Genomic DNA, 19,510 nt, shown 5'->3' on the forward strand with positions numbered 1-19,510 from the left:
ACAGGCGTTTTACCCCCCTTAATCCCCCCTTATAAAGGGGGGAAATGATATTTCCGGTTCCCTCCCCTTTATAAGGGGAGGGTTAGGGTGGGGTAACGCGGATCGTCATAGGAAGTGAGTAAACTCAATATTCAGTTTTTACAAGGGTTTCACGTTAAGTTGACACCAATGAGCAGTGCTGTGCCCCTACGAGGGATTGGGAACTAGTCTCCAGTACCATGTCCTGAATTCGGAGTTTTAGCTTCTGATGGATCGGGCTGAGGTTTTTTATATTTACCTGGATATTTGTGCTGAAAATAAGCTTCTAGAACTTGTAAAACCATAGGCCCACAAACAGTACCGCCATGTTCGCCGGAGTTTTCACCAAAGGCGACAACCACAATTTCCGGCTTATTACTAGGGGCATAAGCACCAAACCAAGTATGATTTGGGCGACCAACACCAGCTTCAGCAGTGCCACTTTTTCCAGACGCTGGGGCAATTGTGGCAACATTCAAGTGCTTACCAGTACCCTCACTGATCACTCTTCGCAATCCATCACGGAGAACTTTGATAGTTTCCGGCTTCATATTTAAAGATTCTCGCCAACTTTTTGCTTGTTCGTTGTCTTTGAGTAAATGCGGCTGAACTCGATACCCGCCATTAGCAGGGACAGAAAACATAATCGCCGCTTGTAGGGGAGTCACTTGCAAAGCGCCTTGACCAATTGACATATTAATTGTGTCGCCTACAGTCCAAGGTGTCTTGAAAACTTTCTGCTTCCATATTTCATCGGGAACCAAGCCTATTGATTCTTCATTGGGGAATTCAATGCCAGTTTTTTGCCCAAATCCGTATTTGCGACTCCATTTGATTAAAGTTGGGCCACCGACTTTTCTACCAACTTGATAGAAGAAAGTATCACTACTCATAGCCATTGCTCTGGGAAATCCTAATGGCCCAAATCCGGCGTGGTTCCACTCACCAAAAGTCACCCCACCAACGGTAAGAGAACCAAAGGTTTGTAATATTGTATCAGGAGAGAATTCACCTGATTCGAGTCCGGCTGTGGTGGTGACAATTTTAAAAGTACTGGCGGGTGGAAAGGCACTCAAAGCCCGATTAACCAAGGGATGATCTTTACCTTGCAAGCTTTCCCAATCTTTCTGGGAGAGTTTTTGTTTGGAGAAGATATTCGGATCAAAAGTGGGGTAAGATACCAGCGCTAAAACAGCACCGTTATTAGGATCGATTGCTGCGATCGCGCCTCTTTGATTTCCCAAAGCTTTTTCTGCTGCCTTTTGCACATCCAAATCTATAGTCAGGTGCAAATCGTTACCAGCTTTTGCCTGTTTCTCCCCCAAAACCCGAATTGGTCTACCCGCACCATCCACTTCCACTTGCTGACCGCCCCATTCGCCCCGTAGCACTTTCTCATAAGCTCTTTCCACCCCCATCTGACCGATGACATCTCCCAGTCGGTAGCCTTGCTGCTTCTTGTCCTTTAACTGGTCGGCGGTCAACTCTCGCGTATAACCTAATACATGAGCTAATTGCTTACCGTGAGGATAATAGCGTACAGAATCTGTATTAATTTCCACTTCCGGCAATTCATTTTTATACTCCTTTAATGCCGTGATTTCTGCTTCATTGAGATCGCGAGCAATTCGGATAAGTGAAGAAGAATTAGCACCCGCTTGTTCTAATTTCTTTTCCATTTCATCTTGCGGGATGTTGAGAATTTGCGCTAGACGCGGCCCGACTACAGACCAGGAAGGCTTAGTATGTGCCATCGGCCACAAATATACAGAGCTAGGATAGCGAGTACTGGCTAAAAGTTTGCCGTTGCGGTCAAAAATATTTCCCCGTTCCGGTTGTTTAGCAATCATCCGAATTCGATTTGCTTCGGCTCGTTCTCGGAGTTTTGGCCCTTCAACAATTTGCAAATAAGCCAAACGAGCCTGAATCCCAGAGGTCATTAATAGGGTAAATACAATTAAAAATATTGATTGGGAACCACGTCCAACTGTACGTGTATCTTTTTTGCCGCCAATTGATGGGAATAAAGACATAAGTATCAATTCAAAATTTAAAATTCAAAATGAATAAACACAATACTAGTAGTCTGTCAAGAAATAATTGACGAATAAATCTTCTGTAGAGACGGCGATTTATCGCGTCTCTCTTGTAGCAATTGCTAATATGCAATTTTAATGTATGTTAGCTTCATCAAAGAATGTCTAAGTAGCAAATTCAGTATATACATTTACCACAAGTTGATTATCATTACTGAGTATGAAAGAATCGGGCGAGTATATTCTTGAACAATTGTTTTTGGCGGATACAATAAACCAAAGTGTCAAATCTAGTCTGCCCAATAGACTACTGACAAAATTACGTAATATCACGGCATTCTACTAAGGATTATGGCCCAAATCGTTATGCAGAATCAGAGGGGGATAACAAATTTTCAGCCACTTGATGTTGAACTGCGTAACGTGTTCAAGTTTTTTAACCAAGAACCAGCAGTACATGGAATAGATTTGGATGTCAGACAGGGAGAATTTTTTAGTATTTTAGGCCCCTCCGGTTGTGGTAAAACAACAACACTACGCTTAATTGCTGGCTTTGAAATCGCTGATGCTGGCAAAGTGTTGATTCAGGGTCAGTCTATGACTAATGTGCCGCCTTACCGCCGACCCGTCAATACTGTATTTCAAAGTTATGCTCTATTCAACCACTTGAATGTCTGGGATAACATTGCCTTTGGACTGCGGTTAAAAAAAATCCAGAAATCGGAAATTGAAATTAGAGTCCAAGACGCTTTAAAACTAGTGAAAATGGAAAGTTTGCGATCGCGCTTTCCCAGTCAACTTTCAGGTGGTCAACAGCAGCGAGTCGCCTTAGCAAGGGCTTTAGTCAACCGTCCCACCGTCGTATTACTGGATGAACCTTTAGGGGCGTTAGATTTAAAACTACGTAAAGAAATGCAGGTTGAGTTATCAAATTTACACAAAGACTTGGGAGTAACCTTTGTGATGGTGACACACGACCAAGAAGAAGCATTATGTTTGAGCGATCGCATTGCCGTCATGAACCAAGGCAAAATTGAACAAATTGGCACTCCCAGCCAAATTTACGAACGTCCCCAGACATCTTTTGTCGCTGATTTTATTGGCGATACTAATTTATTCAGTGGTGAAATCGTAGCGGTAGACTCTTCTAGTGTTAAAATTTCCACCAAAACCGGACTCTCAATTATCATTAGCCGCGCCGAAGATACACCGTCTCAATTATCACAAGCGGTAGTAGTGAGTGTGCGCCCAGAAAAAATACAGCTTTCGCTTTATCCACCCAATTTACAAGCTAACTGCTTTGAAGGAAGGCTTTTCAATATCATGTACTTGGGCACACACGTTAATTACATTGTGGAATTAACAAATGGCATTAAGATAAATGTGTTGCAACCTAATACTTTTGGCGCTTTACCAGACCGCGACACCCCCATCTACGCTTGGTGGGCAGAAAATGATTGTTTAGCTATTAATCAATAGTTATATTGAAGAAGAATTCAGAATTCAGGATGGGCTGAACGCCCCGCTATTCGCGTACAGGAGTCAGAATCAATCAGTCGGGGATTCAGACCGGCGCAGGATTGAAGACCACCAAATTCAAAATTTGGTGGGGGTCTTAAACCCGTTTATTCATCCGCCACTCGTACAGAATTCATTCTGTTAGCGGATAGCTATGGTTTAGCCCATTCTGACTCCTGACTCCTGAATTCTGTTTGATAATGGAATAACATACAGATTTTCATTTTAATGAATAGTAGGGGCGTACAGGTGTGCGCCCCTACAAATTATCTGTATTCCACGCAATTGGAAATCGCTATAGATTGAACCCTGTATTAGGAATATTAACCCATGCCCATTTTGAAAACAGTTCCTTGGGTGTCCCTAGCGCTAGTACTGCTTAGTTACAGTACCTTGGGCTGGGTCATATCTGAAACACATAGTCCTCTGTTTGTGTGGCTGCTAACTGTAGTTGGTATCTTACTTTTAATAGTAACGTTGACTATTCCTGGAGTAAAAATGACATATTATTTGAATACTTTGTTTAAATCAAATACTAGGTCTTTCGGCATTGCCGTCTTAGCAGCTTTCTTGTTTTTTGTGATGATTGCCTGGTTTCGGATATTTCTCGATACTTTACTCATCATTTCGGCAACTATATTAGTCAGAATAGACTTTCAAAGAGCAGGTCTTAGGGAAGGGCTAGCTTTTTTGACTACATCTATTTTTTCATTGATAGGTTTAGCTTTGGGTGGACTAATCTACAAGTTAATATATTCTTAAATTAGGTTAAAGTTTCTTTTACTTATACTTAAACTTGGCACATCTTAATTCACAATTGGTACTATCTAAAGATTTATTTTTGGTTAAGATTCCCAGCTTTTTCAAAAAGTCAGGAATCTTTTTCAATACTTGCTTTGGTTCAAAATGCAGGCTGGTCAAATAGCAATATAGAAAGGAAAAAATCCATGACAAAAATGGATACCCAACTAGTAACAACTGCTTTTGTTGCCGATTCTCCTACTTCTTTGGCTCCCCCCTTAGTAGTTAAACCCCAACTACAACCAATAACAGCAACTAACAGTCCAAAAATAAACCCTTTTAGCAAAATAATAAACAAATCTGATGGGTCTAAAAAATTTCTGACTGATTCTAAAAATGTTTCGGGAAGAATTTGGTAAAAGTACGATCCAGCAAAAACTCCGCCAATAATGCCAGTAACTAAAGCCAAAATCGTCATTAAAGGCACCATCAAACAACAAGCAATTACTCTAGGAAGTATTAGATAATCAATGGGATCGGTTTTGAGCATATAAAGTGCATCAATTTGTTCTGTTACCCGCATTGCACCTATTTCTGCTGCAAAAGCAGAGCCGACTTGTCCCGCCATAATACTAGCAGTCAAAATTGGAGCCAATTCTCTACAAAAAGCTAAGGCAAAAGCACCTCCCACAGCATTGACAGCCCCAAATTTGACTAATTCTCTCGCCGTCTGAATAGTAAAAATCATTCCTGCAAAACCGCTAACAAGGAGAACTGGTGAGATAGAACCGGGCCCAGCAGTCACCAAATGTTGCATAATTTTGCGGTAGTAAGTTTTTCCCTGGAGTAAATGTAGCCACACTTGACCGAAAAGCAGTAATGCCGCACAACAGCGTGCAATGTGAGATTGCTCAAAATTTGTTTTTAGTCGCAATTTTATCGTCCTTAAGACTGGCTTTTTTGTGCAAATATTTTTATATCAATTCTCCAAAATAAGACTACAGATACAAATGGTGGGAACCCATCCAGATGTAATCTGACTTTCTCAATTACGTAGACGCACGAAGTCCGGCTTCCCGCAGGATATTACGAATTGGTATTAGCGTATGGTACATGAACGCAATCAAATTTGAGACTTTTCTGCTAAATACAAGTTGTCTATAGGACTCATATTTGATTACGTCAGGACTTACGCAAACAATAGCCGAAAAGAAAGATTTCCTTCTTAAGGCGATTCATGAATTGCTCCTACAGCGCTTGGCTTTGTGTAAGTTCTATGCGTCAAAAAACCCAGTACCACTCAAAGAGCCTTCTTTGCTCTTGCCTCTTGCCTAAATAAATATGGCTACGCCACGCTGCGCGAACAGAAATCAAAACAGACTGCTATAGCTGGTATTTTATTTTTACGTCAGTCACTAATGTTAAATAATTTTTTATGAACAGGATAAAAACAGGAGTATTTTTGTTGCTATTGATACTAGAGTTATCCGTAGCATATCCGGCTTTTGCATCTGTATGCCGTAATTACGATGACTACGACGCACTACACCACCAGATTTGCATTCTCAGCATCAACCGAAGTGCTAAAAATTATTGGGAATACAAGGCAGCTGTTAGTGTAGATGGAGTCAAAAGACCTGCTAAGGTTTACAATTGCCATGAACGAGTCAAGGTTCAACAAGATGGGGCTGTTTTGCCCTTTGAGCAAAAAGACCCTGGTGAAATGATATGTAGCTTTTTTAACTCTTCTCGGCGCTAAACACGCGCCAGATAATAAAGACCGTAAAACCAAGATAGGCGAATACTGTTAGCCATTCTTGCCAGCTACCAAATGCATTATTCATCAGCAAAAGCCGGAAAATTTATATTTTTCAATCCTACACGCTGACGCTACCAGTCGATTGCTGTATTTTAGAAGATAGACACTAGTAGTCTGTCAAGATAATTTTGAGGGTTTGTAGTAAGTACTTTAGTGCTTATAAAATAAGGACTGAAGTCCTTACTACGAACTTTCTTACCCATCAATTTAAACTTGACTACTAGTACAACAAGGTAAAAGTAACCCTTAAGAGTGGGACACTATGCCTGATTTATGCTGTTACCTACTAGTCAAAAATTCTTAGCTAATTTTCCGAAATCGATAATAGCCAAGCTGTATCCTTGATCAGAACATCGACATTATACTGAACTTCTATAACTAACCTTCGGGGAATATAGCCCCATTGTTTTCACTCAAAAACCCGGTCATCACGATCGGGTTTTTGATTTGAATTCTATTTTCCCCTTTTTTACTTATAAGACTTACGCATTGACAGGAAAGACCAAGTATAGATGATTGGAAAAACCAGAATCGGCGTATTTACGTTGATTCAGAACATGATTGTTTTGCACAGTGCGTAATTCCTAGCTTAGTTCAGTTCTTCATTTAGGCTTGTCATGGCTATCATTAGATTTTGTACTGTTTGAATTATATGGGATTTCTGAATCATCTACGTTGTTAGATTTATTAATATTTCCTTGGGACTTAGTTGTACCAAAAAAATAAACGACTGCAATTTTTACAATATCAAAGTATGCAGGGCGATTGGTCTGATCAACAATTGCCAAAGAAAGCGAACCTGCTACTAAGATAACTAATATGGGATTAAGTTGTTCTTGTCCAGAAAAATTGCTATGTTTTTTGGTCATTCTTCTGTCTCCAATTTATAATTTTTTAGCTGATATTTGAAAGAAGTAATGTGTTAGATTTGTAAAATCTTCTAGCACATCCTAAATATAGTTAGCGATAGTTAGAGACGAAATTTTTCACGGCTCTAAAAAGCTCCGTAAAGTAATTAAGACTTTCACACTAAGTAAGTAGGTCAAATTAAATATAAAACCTCACCCTGCCTCCGGCTTCCCTCTCCTTACTAAGGAGAGGGATTGAGGGTGAGGTTTGATCTTATATTTAATTACGCCTACCTACTTAGCAGCAGGATTGTTTATTGGGAGTGAACGAGGATATTGATTCAAAATCATGCAAAATATGAAAGTCGAAGCTATTTTTGAGATATTAACGAACAGATTCAAAAATCACCGTAATCAATATTAAGCAAAGAAGAATTAGTCCACACCGGAAAATAATCCAATAGAAAACAAAGGGTAGTAGACTCATCGCAATATGTGAGCTTCCAAAAATAGCTGACAAAACGTAAGCGATCGCTAGACCAAATAATGTCAGCAAAAAATATTTAATGAACTTGGAAGTCAAACGAAATAATAAGCTGTTATGATTCGTAGTCATATTTTTCTCCTGATAAATGAATAAAAAAATAACAGGGTTGATGTAGTGCCAGTAAGCGCTATATCAACCCTGCTGTAGTCTTTTGCAGACTCTCTTGGGCTGGAAAACTATTCACTTGTTAACCTCAATAACGAAAACAATTTTTTACTGTTTCTCTAAACCTTGAGGCGAAATTAGTGGCTTTTGATAATTGCTGAGAATAATCGAATAAAAAACAACCAAACTCAATCCCTATCCAATAATTCAGATACCATCCAGCCAAATATTGGTGCGGTATTTCCCTTCTTGCATCGAGAAAAATCTAGTCTGAGTAGTCCAAACCCCTTATCTAACAATCTCCTCAACCCCACTCGAAAGCGATCGCTATAGATAGATACCTGACTTGGCGTATCTCTTGTATTTGTCGGTAACTCCTCTAAGTACCTATGGAGATCCGCATGAACGCAACGAAAAGAACCTCGGAAAGAGATGACACGTAGTTCAAACTCTTCGGTTCCGATCTTGCGGATAGTCACTTCAATGATTCCATCCTTGCAACTATGGCAGGCAAGAATATCTTTCTCAAGTAACTCAAATAATTCTTGGGCAGAATTTGAAACGTCAGGTGTTGGCATAATGTGGGGTACCTCAGTGCTACTTACTTCAGCTATCCTCGCGGTTCACACCTACTTTGTTATCGATATTGTATATTTACTTGATTAGTCTTGTCAATCATATTGATAAGTTAAGTTGACAAGTTGATAATTCATAGGATGACAAGTTGATAATTTAGAGTATAATTAGTAGTGTCTTATCAATACGCTTCTCTTACAGACGCTAGGTGATGTCTACAACTGGCTATACCAACGCACGGGAATGGGGAAATACTATAAATTTATAGTGTTTGTGGTTGAGTGAAATATAGACCTAACCCCCAACCCCTTCCCTACAAGGGAAGGGGAGTAAGAGTAGGACAGAGGTGTATCCAAATGAGAAATGCTACTCTCTCGTGCTATCTGCCTAGAGATGACTGATAACAAGATAAGAGTTAGGTATAAATAAGTAGAAAGATACCTCACATATCGATAACTAGTTTTGGCTGGAGAAATTTACTTCATGACGCAAATTCCTGAAAGTTTCTTGAGAGCGGTTACAGCCGAACACAATGTATCTGAAGCTGAGGTAAGTGCCTTACTTCTAGCTTTAGCTGGCCAAACGGCTGAGTCTATTGCAACCACTCTTGAAATTAGTGCAGCAGCAGTGCGGAAACGGCTTGGTTCGGTTTACCAAAAGTTTGATATTGCTGGAAGTACTCCTGGGAAATTAGAGGTAATTAGGAGTATCCTCCAGGAAAAATATCAATTATCAACAGTAGTTAATGCCTCATCCTGTTATGATTTTGGCGAAGCGCCGGATGTCCCCGTTTTCTTTGGGCGTGAGTCTGAGTTAGAGGTTTTAGAGCAATGGGTAAATAAAGATCGTTGCCGGCTGGTGGGAATATTTGGTATGGGGGGAATTGGCAAAACAGCCTTATCTATCAAGCTGGCGCAGAAAATTCAGGGACAGTTTGAGCATGTTATCTGGCGATCGCTACGTCATGCACCCTCCGTTAAGGAGATTTTTGCAGACCTGATTGAATTTTTCTCTAAAAAGAATGAGCCTAAAGAAGTAGGAATTTCGCAATTGATTGCCTATTTGCGAAAACATCGCTGTTTATTGGTACTGGATAATGTAGAGTCAGTCATGCTTGGAGGTGATTATGTCGGGCAATATCGAGAAGGATATGAAGAATATGGAGAATTTTTTCGACAAGTTGGAGAAGTACCTCATCAAAGCTGTTTAGTCTTAACCAGTCGTGAAAGTCCTAAAGAAATCGTCACCTTAGAAGGAAATAATCTTAAAGTTAAATCTTTGCAGTTAAGTGGGCTAGAAAACATCGCTGCAAAAAACATCTTTGTGAGCAAAGGTGATTTTTTTGCTTCAGAAAACGATTGGAAAAAATTAATTAATCAATATGCAGGAAATCCTCTAGCCTTAAAAATTGTTTGTAGTACAATTCAAGAGGTTTTTGGGAGCAACATATCAGAGTTCATTAGTTGTGATATTTCCGTGCTGTTTGGAGATATCCGCAATCTCTTAGAACAACAGTTTAATCGACTATCAAGTTTAGAGAAAGAAATTTTATATTGGTTAGGAATTAATTGTAAACCTACTTCTTTTGTTGAATTACAAGCAGATATTATTTCAACGACATCCCAACCAGAATTAATTGAGGCTTTAGAATCACTGCGACGGCGATCGCTAATTTTTAATGAGAAGGGCTTGGCGAAATTCATGCTCCAAGCTGTAGTTATGGAATATATCATTAGCCAATTTGTTAACCAAGTTTGTGAAGAAATTATTTCAGAAGTTAATCTAGAAAATATTTCTTTATTAAAGAGTCATGCTTTACTCAAAGCACAAACACAGGGAAAAGTTAGAAATGCTCAAATTCGTTTAATTTTAGAACCAGTTACTGAAAAAATAATTAATACGTTTGGCAATAAAGATCGCATTAAAGAACATCTCTTAAAAATTATAGAATTGTTGCAAATCAATACTCCTTTAACATCTGGCTATGCCGGTGGCAATATTATTAACCTGCTTTGTCATCTGGGAATTGATTTAAGTGGATGTGATTTTTCAAATTTAAAGATATGGCAAGCATACCTAATCAGCGTGAACTTACATAATGTAAATTTTGCTAATTCTGACTTATCTAAATCTGTATTTACAGGAATATTCGATAGTATTTTATCAGTGGCATTTAACCCTATAAATGGAGAAATAGTAGCTACAGGTGATGCTGATGGTCGAATTAGCTTTTGGCAATCTACTTATGGTGAGCAACTATTTCATTGGAAGGCACATTCTAACTGGGTAAGAACTGTTGCCTTTAGTCCTGATGGTAAAACTTTAGTCAGTTGTAGTGATGACCATACTGTAAAACTCTGGGATGTTGAGAGCCAAAAACACCTGATGACTCTTGAAGAACATACTAGCTGGGTTAGGTCTGTTGCCTTCAGTCCTGATGGCAAAATTGTCGCCAGTGCTAGTAGTGATAAAACTATTCGACTCTGGAATTTGGGTACTCAACGATGCTATAAAATTTTCAAAGGACATAGTAACTTCATTCGTTCTGTTGCCTTTAGTCCTGATGGCAAAATTGTCGCTAGTGGTAGTGCTGACCAAACTGTCAAGTTGTGGGATGTCAAAACAGGTAAATGTTTGAACACTCTTGAGGGACATACCAAATTAGTCCAGTCTGTAGTTTTTAGCTCTGATGGTGAAATACTTGCCAGTTGTAGCGATGACAAAACCGTGAAACTCTGGAATGTGCAAACGGGGAATTTATTAATAACTTTAGAAGGACATACTAATTTAATTCATTCTATAGCCTTGAGTCCAATCTCCTCTTCACAAGGAGGAGGGATTATCGCCAGTTGTAGCGATGACAAAACTGTAAAACTCTGGGATCTGCAAACAGGAAAATTATTAAAAACTTTAGAAGGGCACACTAATTCTATTTTGTCTGTTGCATTTAGTCCTGATGGGAAAACACTCGCTAGTGGTGGCTATGACAAAACCGTTCGGTTCTGGGACATCGAGACTTATCAATGTATCCAAATTTTGCAGGGGTACACTAATTGGGTACACGATTTAGCCCTAAGTCCAGATGGGAAGATAATTGCTAGTAGCAATGATGATAAAACCGTTAGGCTGTGGGATGTTGAGACTGACGAATGTATCAGCACTTTAGAAGGACACGCTGGCCGCCTTTGGTCTGTTGCTTTTAGTCCGCTTCCTGGGGGACTATTAGCTAGTGGTGGTGATGACCAAACAATCCGCTTTTGGGATATTGTAAGCGGACAGTGTGTAAAAGTTTTGCAAAATAGCGATCGCATCCGCTCTATTGCTTTTAGTCATGATGGTCAAATTCTGGCTAGTGGTAGTATTGACTGCAACATCAAGCTATGGAATGTTAGGACTGGCCAATGCTTTGAAACATTAGAAGGGCATACAAATTGGGTACAGTCTGTCAGCTTTAGTCCTGATGGTGAAATCTTGGCCAGTGGAAGTGACGATCAAACACTGCGGTTGTGGAATGTTCATACAGGGGAATGTATTCGGGTTTTGGAAGGACATACTATGCGAATATGGTCTGTTGCTTTTAGCCCGTTCCTTCCTTCACAAGGGCAATTTGGGGGGTTATTAGCCAGTGGCGGTGATGACAAAACAGTACGGCTGTGGAATGTTCAGACTGGTGAATGTTGCAAAACGTTAGTCAATAATGATTGGATACGTTCTGTTGCTTTTAGTCCTGATGGTAAGATTCTTGGCTGTGCTTGTGTTAATCACACTGTAGAAATTTGGGATGTTGACACGGGCCAATGTCTGATTATTTTACAAGGACATAATAATTGGGTTCGTTCTGTTACCTTCAGTTCGGATAGAACTTTGTTTAGTGGTTCCCAGGATGGAGCTATTAAGCAATGGAATGTCACAACTAGAGAGTGTATTAAAACGCTTATGACAAAAAGGCCTTATGAGGGAATGAATATCAAAGGTGTTTCTGGTCTAGCGGAAGAACAAAAAAATACGCTTAAAGAACTGGGTGCTATTGAAGATTAATCAGTTTATTAAAAATAATAATCATGCTCTTTAATTGCATTATTGAAAACGTGCATTAGTTTATTTTGCTGAATATAATTATCTTTTATATAAAGATTGCTGTTATGCCAAACTATATTGATTAAGTAATTATTTCTCCTATTACTTGGCGTTCTTGGCGGTTAGTTAAAAAAATTACTTTTACAAAGAGTTAAGCCTTAAATAAAGTTTATACCGCACTATAATTTCTAGATTATTCCAGTATTTTATATATAGCAATTCTATTGGAGTTGTGAAAAATATAGATAACGAACCGCAAAGAACGCAAAGGACACAAAGGTAAGAAAGAAGAAAGAAATATATAATTTTTGCAAATGACTTGAAACTTCTATAAATTAAAAATAATAATTAAATGTCACAACTTAAACCTAAAAAAATTGAGTTATATGAAATTAAAGATATAGAACGGCTGCCTCAACTGCAAAAACTTTCAGATGCAGATCGCTTGGCAATGAAAGCAGTTGCCCAAGTATTGCCGTTCCGTGTCAATAATTACGTAGTAGAAGAACTGATTGACTGGGATAAAATTCCTGATGATCCGATCTTTCGCCTCACCTTTCCTCAAAAAGAAATGTTGGCTCCTGAATCTCTCGACAAAGTTATTTGGCATCTACAAAATTCCTCGCCAGAAGAACTGCGTCAAGTAGTAAATACAGTGCGATCGCAACTTAACCCCCATCCTGCCGGACAATCAGAATATAATATTCCCACTTTAGATGGCAAACAAGTACCAGGAATTCAACATAAATATCCCGAAACAGTCTTAATTTTTCCCACAGCCGGCCAAACTTGTCACGCATATTGCACATTTTGTTTCCGTTGGCCACAGTTTGTCAAGATGGACGGAATGAAATTTGCTACCCGTGAATCAGGAATTTTCCAAGAGTATCTCCGCCAACATAAAGAAGTCACAGATGTTTTAATTACTGGCGGAGATCCAATGACAATGAAAGCTAAACATTTGGCTTTATATATTGAACCACTGCTAAATTCGGGTTTTGAACATATTCAGACAATTCGTATTGGTACTAAATCGGTAGCTTACTGGCCTTATCGCTTTGTCACAGATGAAGATGCTGATGATCTCTTACGTTTATTTGAGAAAGTGACTAGTTCAGGCAAACATCTGGCTATCATGGCACACTACGATCACTGGACAGAAATCAAAACTGAAATTGCTCAAACAGCGCTCCAACGCATTCGTAGTACTGGCGCACAGATTCGCGCTCAAGGGCCACTTATGCGGGGAATTAATGATTCTCCGCAAGTATGGATAAAGATGTGGCAAGAACAAGTTCGCCTTGGTTGCATTCCCTACTATATGTTTATGGAACGAGATACTGGAGCCAAACATTACTTTGAAGTGCCAATTATTCGAGCTTGGGAAATTTATCAAACAGCGATACAAAAAGTCTCTGGGTTAGCTCGGACGGCTCGTGGCCCAGTCATGTCAGCGCTACCAGGTAAGGTTGCAGTGGATGGCGTAACTGAAATTTATGGCGAGAAAGTATTTGTACTTTCGTTTTTGCAAGGACGCGATCCTAATTGGTGTAAACGTCCTTTCTTTGCACGTTATGACGAGAAAGCAACTTGGTTAACTGATTTAGTTCCAGCGATGGGAGAAAAAGAATTTTTTTATGAGAAGAAATTAAAGGAAATTCTGAAAACACAAAGTTGAATTGGGGATTGGGGATTTGGAAATAATTTATACCCATTTTCCGAAACTTTTCAGAGAATTTATCGTCTCGTTCTCCAAATTCTGCAAAAATCAGCTAATGTCGTCTACTGCTCAAGGTATTCCCGGATTACCCGATTTGACGCATCCGATTGAGCTTGTTCAATTTGGAACCCAGGCGCTCAAAGCTTCATTGTTATTAGTATTTTTGATTGTAGCTTTAGGAATTGCGATCGCACTGATCAGTTTTTCTCTCCGTCGCAGCCAGCCGGAACAACTTATATTCATCGGCGAATGGGCTGTTGGTTATTCCCAACTGTTGCGGGGATTACAGCATTTAACTCTAGTATTAGTTCTGTTAATACCGGGATTTTTTCTCTGTTCAACCTTAAGCAATCGCTACCACTATTGGGAACAAGCAAAGGTGGCTCAAGTGACTGAAAGTGTTGCAGGTGAAAAGCTCGAACAACTTGCCCCCCAAGTCCGCTACATTATTCAGGAGCCATATTCATATAACACTCAAGTCGGTAACAAAATAGTCAAGGTAAATGAGACAAGACAAATTAACCGCTTCTTGACTTTGGCTGGTTCGCAAATTCAAGTCAAGCTTGACCAAAGTATAGATGTTCCAGGGCGTAGCTCAATTTATCGGGCTAACTATACTGCCGATTATAAAGTAATTAACCAACTCAAGGATATTAATAATTTTTTCTTTGAAGCACCGCCACCTAATGGCTACACATTGCTTTCTAGCTACAAAATCGAGCGTGACGGGACAAGGTTGCAACAAACCAATCCGGGAGACTCTGGTTTTCCCTTCCAACTGCAACCAGGGGAGGAAACCACCTTTAAAGTTACATATCAGGCTAGAGGTGGGCCTCGCTGGGTTTATAGTGCAGGGGGACAGATTCTATCTAACTTCCGCCTTATAGCCATTGCTAACTTTGCTCCGGCTAATTTTGCCAGTGGTATTGAACCTGATGAGATTAAATCTGACGGACGCAGTACTCAGTTTACTTGGAAATTTGATGAGAATGTTTCAGTCAAAAATCCATTTGGAGTCTTTACGAATACCGAACCGATTCGGAATACGGGGGTAATTCCGCGTCTTTTATTACTAGCACCAGCAATATTTTTGTGGTGGATATTGTTGTTGTATTTATCACTACCAATGAGTTTCAGAAACGTTGCGATCGTTGCTAGTATTTTCTTTGCTTGTCTATTGATTTTGACCTATTTAGCTCGTGTCATCAATGCTCAGTTGGCTTGGAGTTTAATTTCCATCATCTTGCTATTTTTAACATGGGGATTGGGAGCCAGTCGCAGTGCTTCTTTAGCTGCAATTATCTGTACTATTGCTGGAGCCGTATTACCCATCTTTGGATTATTAGTACCGTTTAGCGGCCTCACCCTCAGCCTAGCAGGTTTGCTTTCAGCAGTTTGGCTAGCAGTTCGTCACTGGTATGGCTGGTACAGTTTGAATCCAGAAGACCGAAGATTGCAAACTCAGAAAAATGCTAAAGATTAGTAGATTTCGCTATGATCAGCGAAGTTTTAGTAAATAGCATTTATGGATAACGATTTACTGGCTTTCTTTGCGGGTGCTGGATTACTCGTCCTCTATCTCATTTTTTCTGCATTGACTGAAATGGGAACTAAATTGCCTTGGAAGAAATAAGCTAATAGGGCGATAAGGTTGCGAAAAATTTACATTTTTCAGCCTGATTAGGCTTGGAAAAAGGAATAAACATCCTTTAGGCTGAGTTAATATACTTATTTTTAGAGAGAAAGCCAAATGCGCGATCCACAAAAAAACCACATTAAAATCGAGCCGGCAACCCTCGTTTTAATTGTGTCTCTCCTAATACTCTTGCCTCTGCTATTTGTTGGTTTTTTCTCGCAGTGATCTGGAAAGGAATACTCAACAGATATATATTTTCCCTACGTTGTTCACGAAATGCGAACGAGTAATATCGAGAGAGACGCGATAAATCGCCGTCTCTACGAGTGTTTTGGTCTTATCTGAACTCTTGGTGGAGGAAGCCTGGCGTGTCTACGAGAATTTTTACAACTCAAATAAGATTGCGATCGCAATCTCAGAAATCTGCTGAGAGTAACCTGTAATAATAACTACACTTTGATTCACGCTCAAATTGATGCTAGCTAAATTACCATTACCTCTATTCACACTTCTATTAGGGCTTGTCATAACTCAAACCAATGGATGCACAGTAGATAAAAAGAATTCAGCGATCGCTCAAACTTCATCTCAGCCAGCACCCCAAGAAATCGTCCAACCAGGAGAAGTTCTGCCACTACCAGGCAAGTTGGATACAATACCCGTTTTTAACAGCAATAGCCCAGAGTGGGTTAAAACTGAGGGTATTTTACTTTCTACCTTTCCTACAAACGGTAAAAAAGTTCCAGCAGCGCACCTAAATTTTCCCTTCAACGGACGCTTTGACTTATTTGCCCACCACTACAGCCACACTCCCAAGGATTTACAAACGCTATATTTGGGCGTAATTGTGCATAACCCTGGTAAAAAAGCTGTAACAGTAGATATGTTGCAAGCAGCGAGTTATTTGATGCAAGATGCGCCATTTGTTACCTTACCACCCTACGTAGAAAATAACGATGGTAAAGCTTACTCAGGGCCAGGCGATCGCGCTGTTAGTGATGTACTCCGAGGTGTTCGACAAGCTGATTTTCCCGCAAAGCTGATAATTCCACCAGGACAAAGCCGGATGTTGCTAAATCATCCTATTCCTGTACGAAATCTCGAAAAGCCTGTAAATGGTCGTTCTAGCTTTATGCGGTTGCGTAGCAGCGATCTAGTTTATGCGGCAAGTTTAGCAATGTTTGCCAAGAAAAATTCTGATAATACAGAACGTCCACCGACTCTTGCAGAATGGCAAGCTTTACTAGATAACGGGAACTTCGCCGGGCCGCGAGATAAAACCCCAACTCCTGCAAATGCTACCAGTGGCGCACTGATTTATGGGCGTGTGGCTGGTGTATCACAAGGTTCCCAATGGCAAGCAAAGTTGCTGGATAATCCTCAAAGCACAAATCTTACTATTCCCCAGCGTGGCAAAGGTATTTCTTATGCATTAGACACATTACGGAGTGGTCGATTGGGTACTCAACAAATCCAAACGGCCAAAATGCTAGTGCGTTATCCAGATACGGCTTATGAAGCACATGGTAATTATGGGGTGGAATATAAACTCACCTTACCTTTAACCAACAATACCAACCAAAACCAGACCGTTACCGTTACTTTAGAAACGCCTTTGAAGGAAGATAAATTATCCCAAGGTGGTGTACGTTTTCGCAAACCATCCCTAGATTTTCCCTTCTTCCGTGGTACAGTACGACTACGTTACTTTGATGACCAAGGTCAACAAAAGACGCGCTACGTACATTTATGGCACAGAACTGGACAGGTATTAGAACCATTGCTACAGGTTGTACTTCCACCTTCCACTAAGCGGATAGTACTGGTAGATGTGATTTATCCGCCAGATTCGACACCTCCCCAAGTACTGAGTGTAAGAACTTTAGACAAGTGAGGAGTTAGTTAACAATTCGTAATTACAAATTACGAATTGTTAATTACTAGGACTTACGCAAAACTACACGCGGTAGGGGCAATTCATGAATTGCCCCTACCTGAGAATAAGCGGTTGGGCTATTTTTTGCGTAAGTCCTGATTACGTTAGGGATAGGGATCTGACTTTTTCCGGCATCTGCGAAAGACCATAAAGACATTTTAAAAAGGGAATTTAAACCCTTTAATTTACGATAAAATGTTGTTTATGGAACCTTCTGGAACTCTTGCTGGTTTAGATATTCTGGTAGTTGAAGATGATAATGATACTCGCTTTTTCATCACCACTGTGTTGGAAATGGATGGAGCAAAAGTTATACCAGTAATATCAGCAGATGCGGCACGCCAAGTATTATCCGAATTGCAGCCTGATGTTTTAATTTCTGATATTGGGCTGCCTGGAGAAGATGGCTACACTTTCATCCGCAAATTTCGTGCGCTCAAATCAAAGAATTGTGGACGAGTCCCAGCTATTGCTTTAACAGCTTATGCTGATAGTGAGGCTCGTATCCGTGCCTTGGAAGGTGGCTTTGACACTCATGTATCTAAACCAGTTGATCCAGAAGAATTAGTTGAGATAGTAGCTAGCTTGGTTGCTTCTTGTCATTGGTAATGATTGTAGTAGCTAATAAGTGCGTTAAGCTACTGTTAACGCACTATTTTAACCGATAGACTACTTAGGTAAAACTTGCTGTAATGCTGCTAAAAGTTGGTCAACACTTTCTTTCCGACTATTAAAGCCCATTAAACCTACGCGCCAGACTTTACCAGCTAGTTCGCCAAGACCACCGCCAATTTCAATATTATATTCATTGAGTAACTGCCGTGCGATCGCTTTCCCATCTACTCCTGTGGGAATGCAGACAGTGGTAAGGGTTGGTAGTCTATACTCTTGTTCAACGTGCATACTCAGTCCTAAATTCTCCAACCCTTCCCAGAGATACTCTACATTTTTTTGATGACGCTGCCAAGAGTTCGCTAACCCCTCTTCTGAGAGCAAACGTAATGCTTCCCGCAATGCATAATATAAGTTAATCGGTGCTGTGTGGTGATAGGTGCGTTCAGCGCCCCAATACTTACCCAGTAACAACATATCCAAATACCAGTTTGCAACCTTTGTTTGGCGTTGTTGCAATTTCTCAACTGCACGCGCACTCATGGTAAAAGGCGAAGCACCAGGCGGACAACCCAACCCTTTTTGGCTACAACTATAAGCTAAGTCAACTCCCCAAGCATCCAAAAATATGGGGACACCACCCAAACTTGTCACAGTATCCACCAGCAGCAAAGTGCCAAATTCACGACACAAATCAGCAACTCCTTCTAAAGGTTGCCGTGCGCCAGTGGAAGTTTCGGCATGAACTAGAGCTAAAATAGCGGGACGATGAGTTTCTAGGGCAGTTTTGAGTTCATCAAGGTTGAAAACTTGTCCCCAAGGTTTGGTAATGGTTCGCACATCAGCACCATAACGTCCAGCCATATCTACGAGGCGATTACCAAAGTAGCCAGCTACACCAATCAAAACTATATCACCAGGTTCAACAGCATTGGCGATCGTTGCTTCCATTGCAGCTGTTCCCGTACCACTGACTGCAATGGTGAGTTGGTTTTCTGTTTGCCATACGTAGCGTAGCAACGACTGAATTTCATCCATGAGGGCGAGAAAAGCCGGATCGAGATGCCCAACTGGTGAGGTATTCATCGCCTGGAGAACTGTGGGATGGGCATTGGAGGGGCCAGGCCCCAATAGTAGACGGGATGGGATTTCTAGCGGTGTGAGTTGCAACCGCCCGGAGTCGTTGATTGAAATTGTTTGCGTCATAATTTGTCTTCGCCTAGACCATACTTACCGAATCATAGAGCGATCGCATCACCGATATTTTAAGAAATCTGTCATTTGCTAGAAGATTAGGACTAGCCCTTTCAAGGTGGATGGA

14 protein-coding genes are annotated in these 19,510 nt (G+C 40.3%); 8 read left to right on the plus strand and 6 right to left on the minus strand.

The window, feature by feature from the left end:
- Nucleotides 1-203: 203 nt before the first annotated feature.
- On the minus strand, nucleotides 204-2,051 hold the full coding sequence (gene mrdA, locus V7K98_RS10795; protein ID WP_335021544.1) for a penicillin-binding protein 2: 1,848 nt from the start codon (nucleotides 2,049-2,051) through the stop codon (nucleotides 204-206).
- Between the two features lie 354 nt (nucleotides 2,052-2,405).
- Between mrdA and V7K98_RS10800 the strand changes: the two genes are divergently transcribed.
- Nucleotides 2,406-3,533, plus strand: coding sequence for an ABC transporter ATP-binding protein (locus V7K98_RS10800; protein WP_335021546.1), 1,128 nt, complete (start codon nucleotides 2,406-2,408; stop codon nucleotides 3,531-3,533).
- A gap of 369 nt (nucleotides 3,534-3,902) precedes the next feature.
- Nucleotides 3,903-4,334, plus strand: coding sequence for a hypothetical protein (locus V7K98_RS10805; protein WP_335021548.1), 432 nt, complete (start codon nucleotides 3,903-3,905; stop codon nucleotides 4,332-4,334).
- A gap of 139 nt (nucleotides 4,335-4,473) precedes the next feature.
- On the opposite strand, the gene V7K98_RS10810 is transcribed toward V7K98_RS10805, so the two are convergent.
- Nucleotides 4,474-5,247: an MlaE family ABC transporter permease gene (locus V7K98_RS10810; RefSeq protein WP_335021550.1), complete on the minus strand. Its 774-nt coding sequence runs from the start codon at nucleotides 5,245-5,247 to the stop codon at nucleotides 4,474-4,476.
- A 501-nt stretch (nucleotides 5,248-5,748) separates the two neighbouring features.
- Between V7K98_RS10810 and V7K98_RS10815 the strand changes: the two genes are divergently transcribed.
- On the plus strand, nucleotides 5,749-6,072 hold the full coding sequence (locus tag V7K98_RS10815; protein ID WP_335021552.1) for a hypothetical protein: 324 nt from the start codon (nucleotides 5,749-5,751) through the stop codon (nucleotides 6,070-6,072).
- Between the two features lie 662 nt (nucleotides 6,073-6,734).
- On the opposite strand, the gene V7K98_RS10820 is transcribed toward V7K98_RS10815, so the two are convergent.
- The 3 genes from V7K98_RS10820 to V7K98_RS10830 all read right to left on the minus strand — a co-directional run bounded on the left by V7K98_RS10820 (nucleotide 6,735) and on the right by V7K98_RS10830 (nucleotide 8,210).
- A complete protein-coding gene (locus V7K98_RS10820) occupies nucleotides 6,735-7,001 on the minus strand; it encodes a hypothetical protein (RefSeq protein WP_335021554.1) in 267 nt (88 codons plus the stop codon).
- Between the two features lie 364 nt (nucleotides 7,002-7,365).
- A complete protein-coding gene (locus V7K98_RS10825) occupies nucleotides 7,366-7,596 on the minus strand; it encodes a hypothetical protein (protein WP_335021556.1) in 231 nt (76 codons plus the stop codon).
- A 224-nt stretch (nucleotides 7,597-7,820) separates the two neighbouring features.
- Entirely contained in the window at nucleotides 7,821-8,210 is a 390-nt protein-coding gene (locus V7K98_RS10830; protein WP_335021558.1) for a hypothetical protein, read from the minus strand.
- A gap of 481 nt (nucleotides 8,211-8,691) precedes the next feature.
- Here V7K98_RS10830 and V7K98_RS10835 point away from each other — a divergent pair, with 481 nt between their 5' ends.
- The 5 genes from V7K98_RS10835 (at nucleotide 8,692) to V7K98_RS10855 (ending at nucleotide 18,186) form a co-directional block, all read left to right on the plus strand.
- Entirely contained in the window at nucleotides 8,692-12,246 is a 3,555-nt protein-coding gene (locus V7K98_RS10835) for an NB-ARC domain-containing protein (RefSeq protein WP_335021560.1), read from the plus strand.
- Between the two features lie 391 nt (nucleotides 12,247-12,637).
- Nucleotides 12,638-13,963 carry a KamA family radical SAM protein gene (locus V7K98_RS10840; RefSeq protein ID WP_335021562.1) on the plus strand — a complete coding sequence of 442 codons (1,326 nt, stop codon included), beginning with the start codon at nucleotides 12,638-12,640 and terminating at the stop codon, nucleotides 13,961-13,963.
- A 97-nt stretch (nucleotides 13,964-14,060) separates the two neighbouring features.
- Nucleotides 14,061-15,488 (plus strand): hypothetical protein, encoded by a 1,428-nt coding sequence (locus tag V7K98_RS10845; RefSeq protein WP_335021564.1) that lies wholly within the window; start codon nucleotides 14,061-14,063, stop codon nucleotides 15,486-15,488.
- Between the two features lie 628 nt (nucleotides 15,489-16,116).
- The gene (locus V7K98_RS10850; RefSeq protein WP_335021566.1) at nucleotides 16,117-17,535 is read left to right on the plus strand and encodes a DUF3370 domain-containing protein; all 1,419 of its coding nucleotides are present in this window, start codon (nucleotides 16,117-16,119) and stop codon (nucleotides 17,533-17,535) included.
- A 246-nt stretch (nucleotides 17,536-17,781) separates the two neighbouring features.
- Entirely contained in the window at nucleotides 17,782-18,186 is a 405-nt protein-coding gene (locus V7K98_RS10855; protein WP_335021568.1) for a response regulator, read from the plus strand.
- A 60-nt stretch (nucleotides 18,187-18,246) separates the two neighbouring features.
- Here V7K98_RS10855 and V7K98_RS10860 read toward each other — a convergent pair whose 3' ends face one another.
- On the minus strand, nucleotides 18,247-19,395 hold the full coding sequence (locus tag V7K98_RS10860; protein WP_335021570.1) for an alanine--glyoxylate aminotransferase family protein: 1,149 nt from the start codon (nucleotides 19,393-19,395) through the stop codon (nucleotides 18,247-18,249).
- Nucleotides 19,396-19,510 lie beyond the last annotated feature (115 nt).

The organism is Nostoc sp. (assembly GCF_036917435.1).
Lineage (GTDB): Bacteria > Cyanobacteriota > Cyanobacteriia > Cyanobacteriales > Nostocaceae > Nostoc.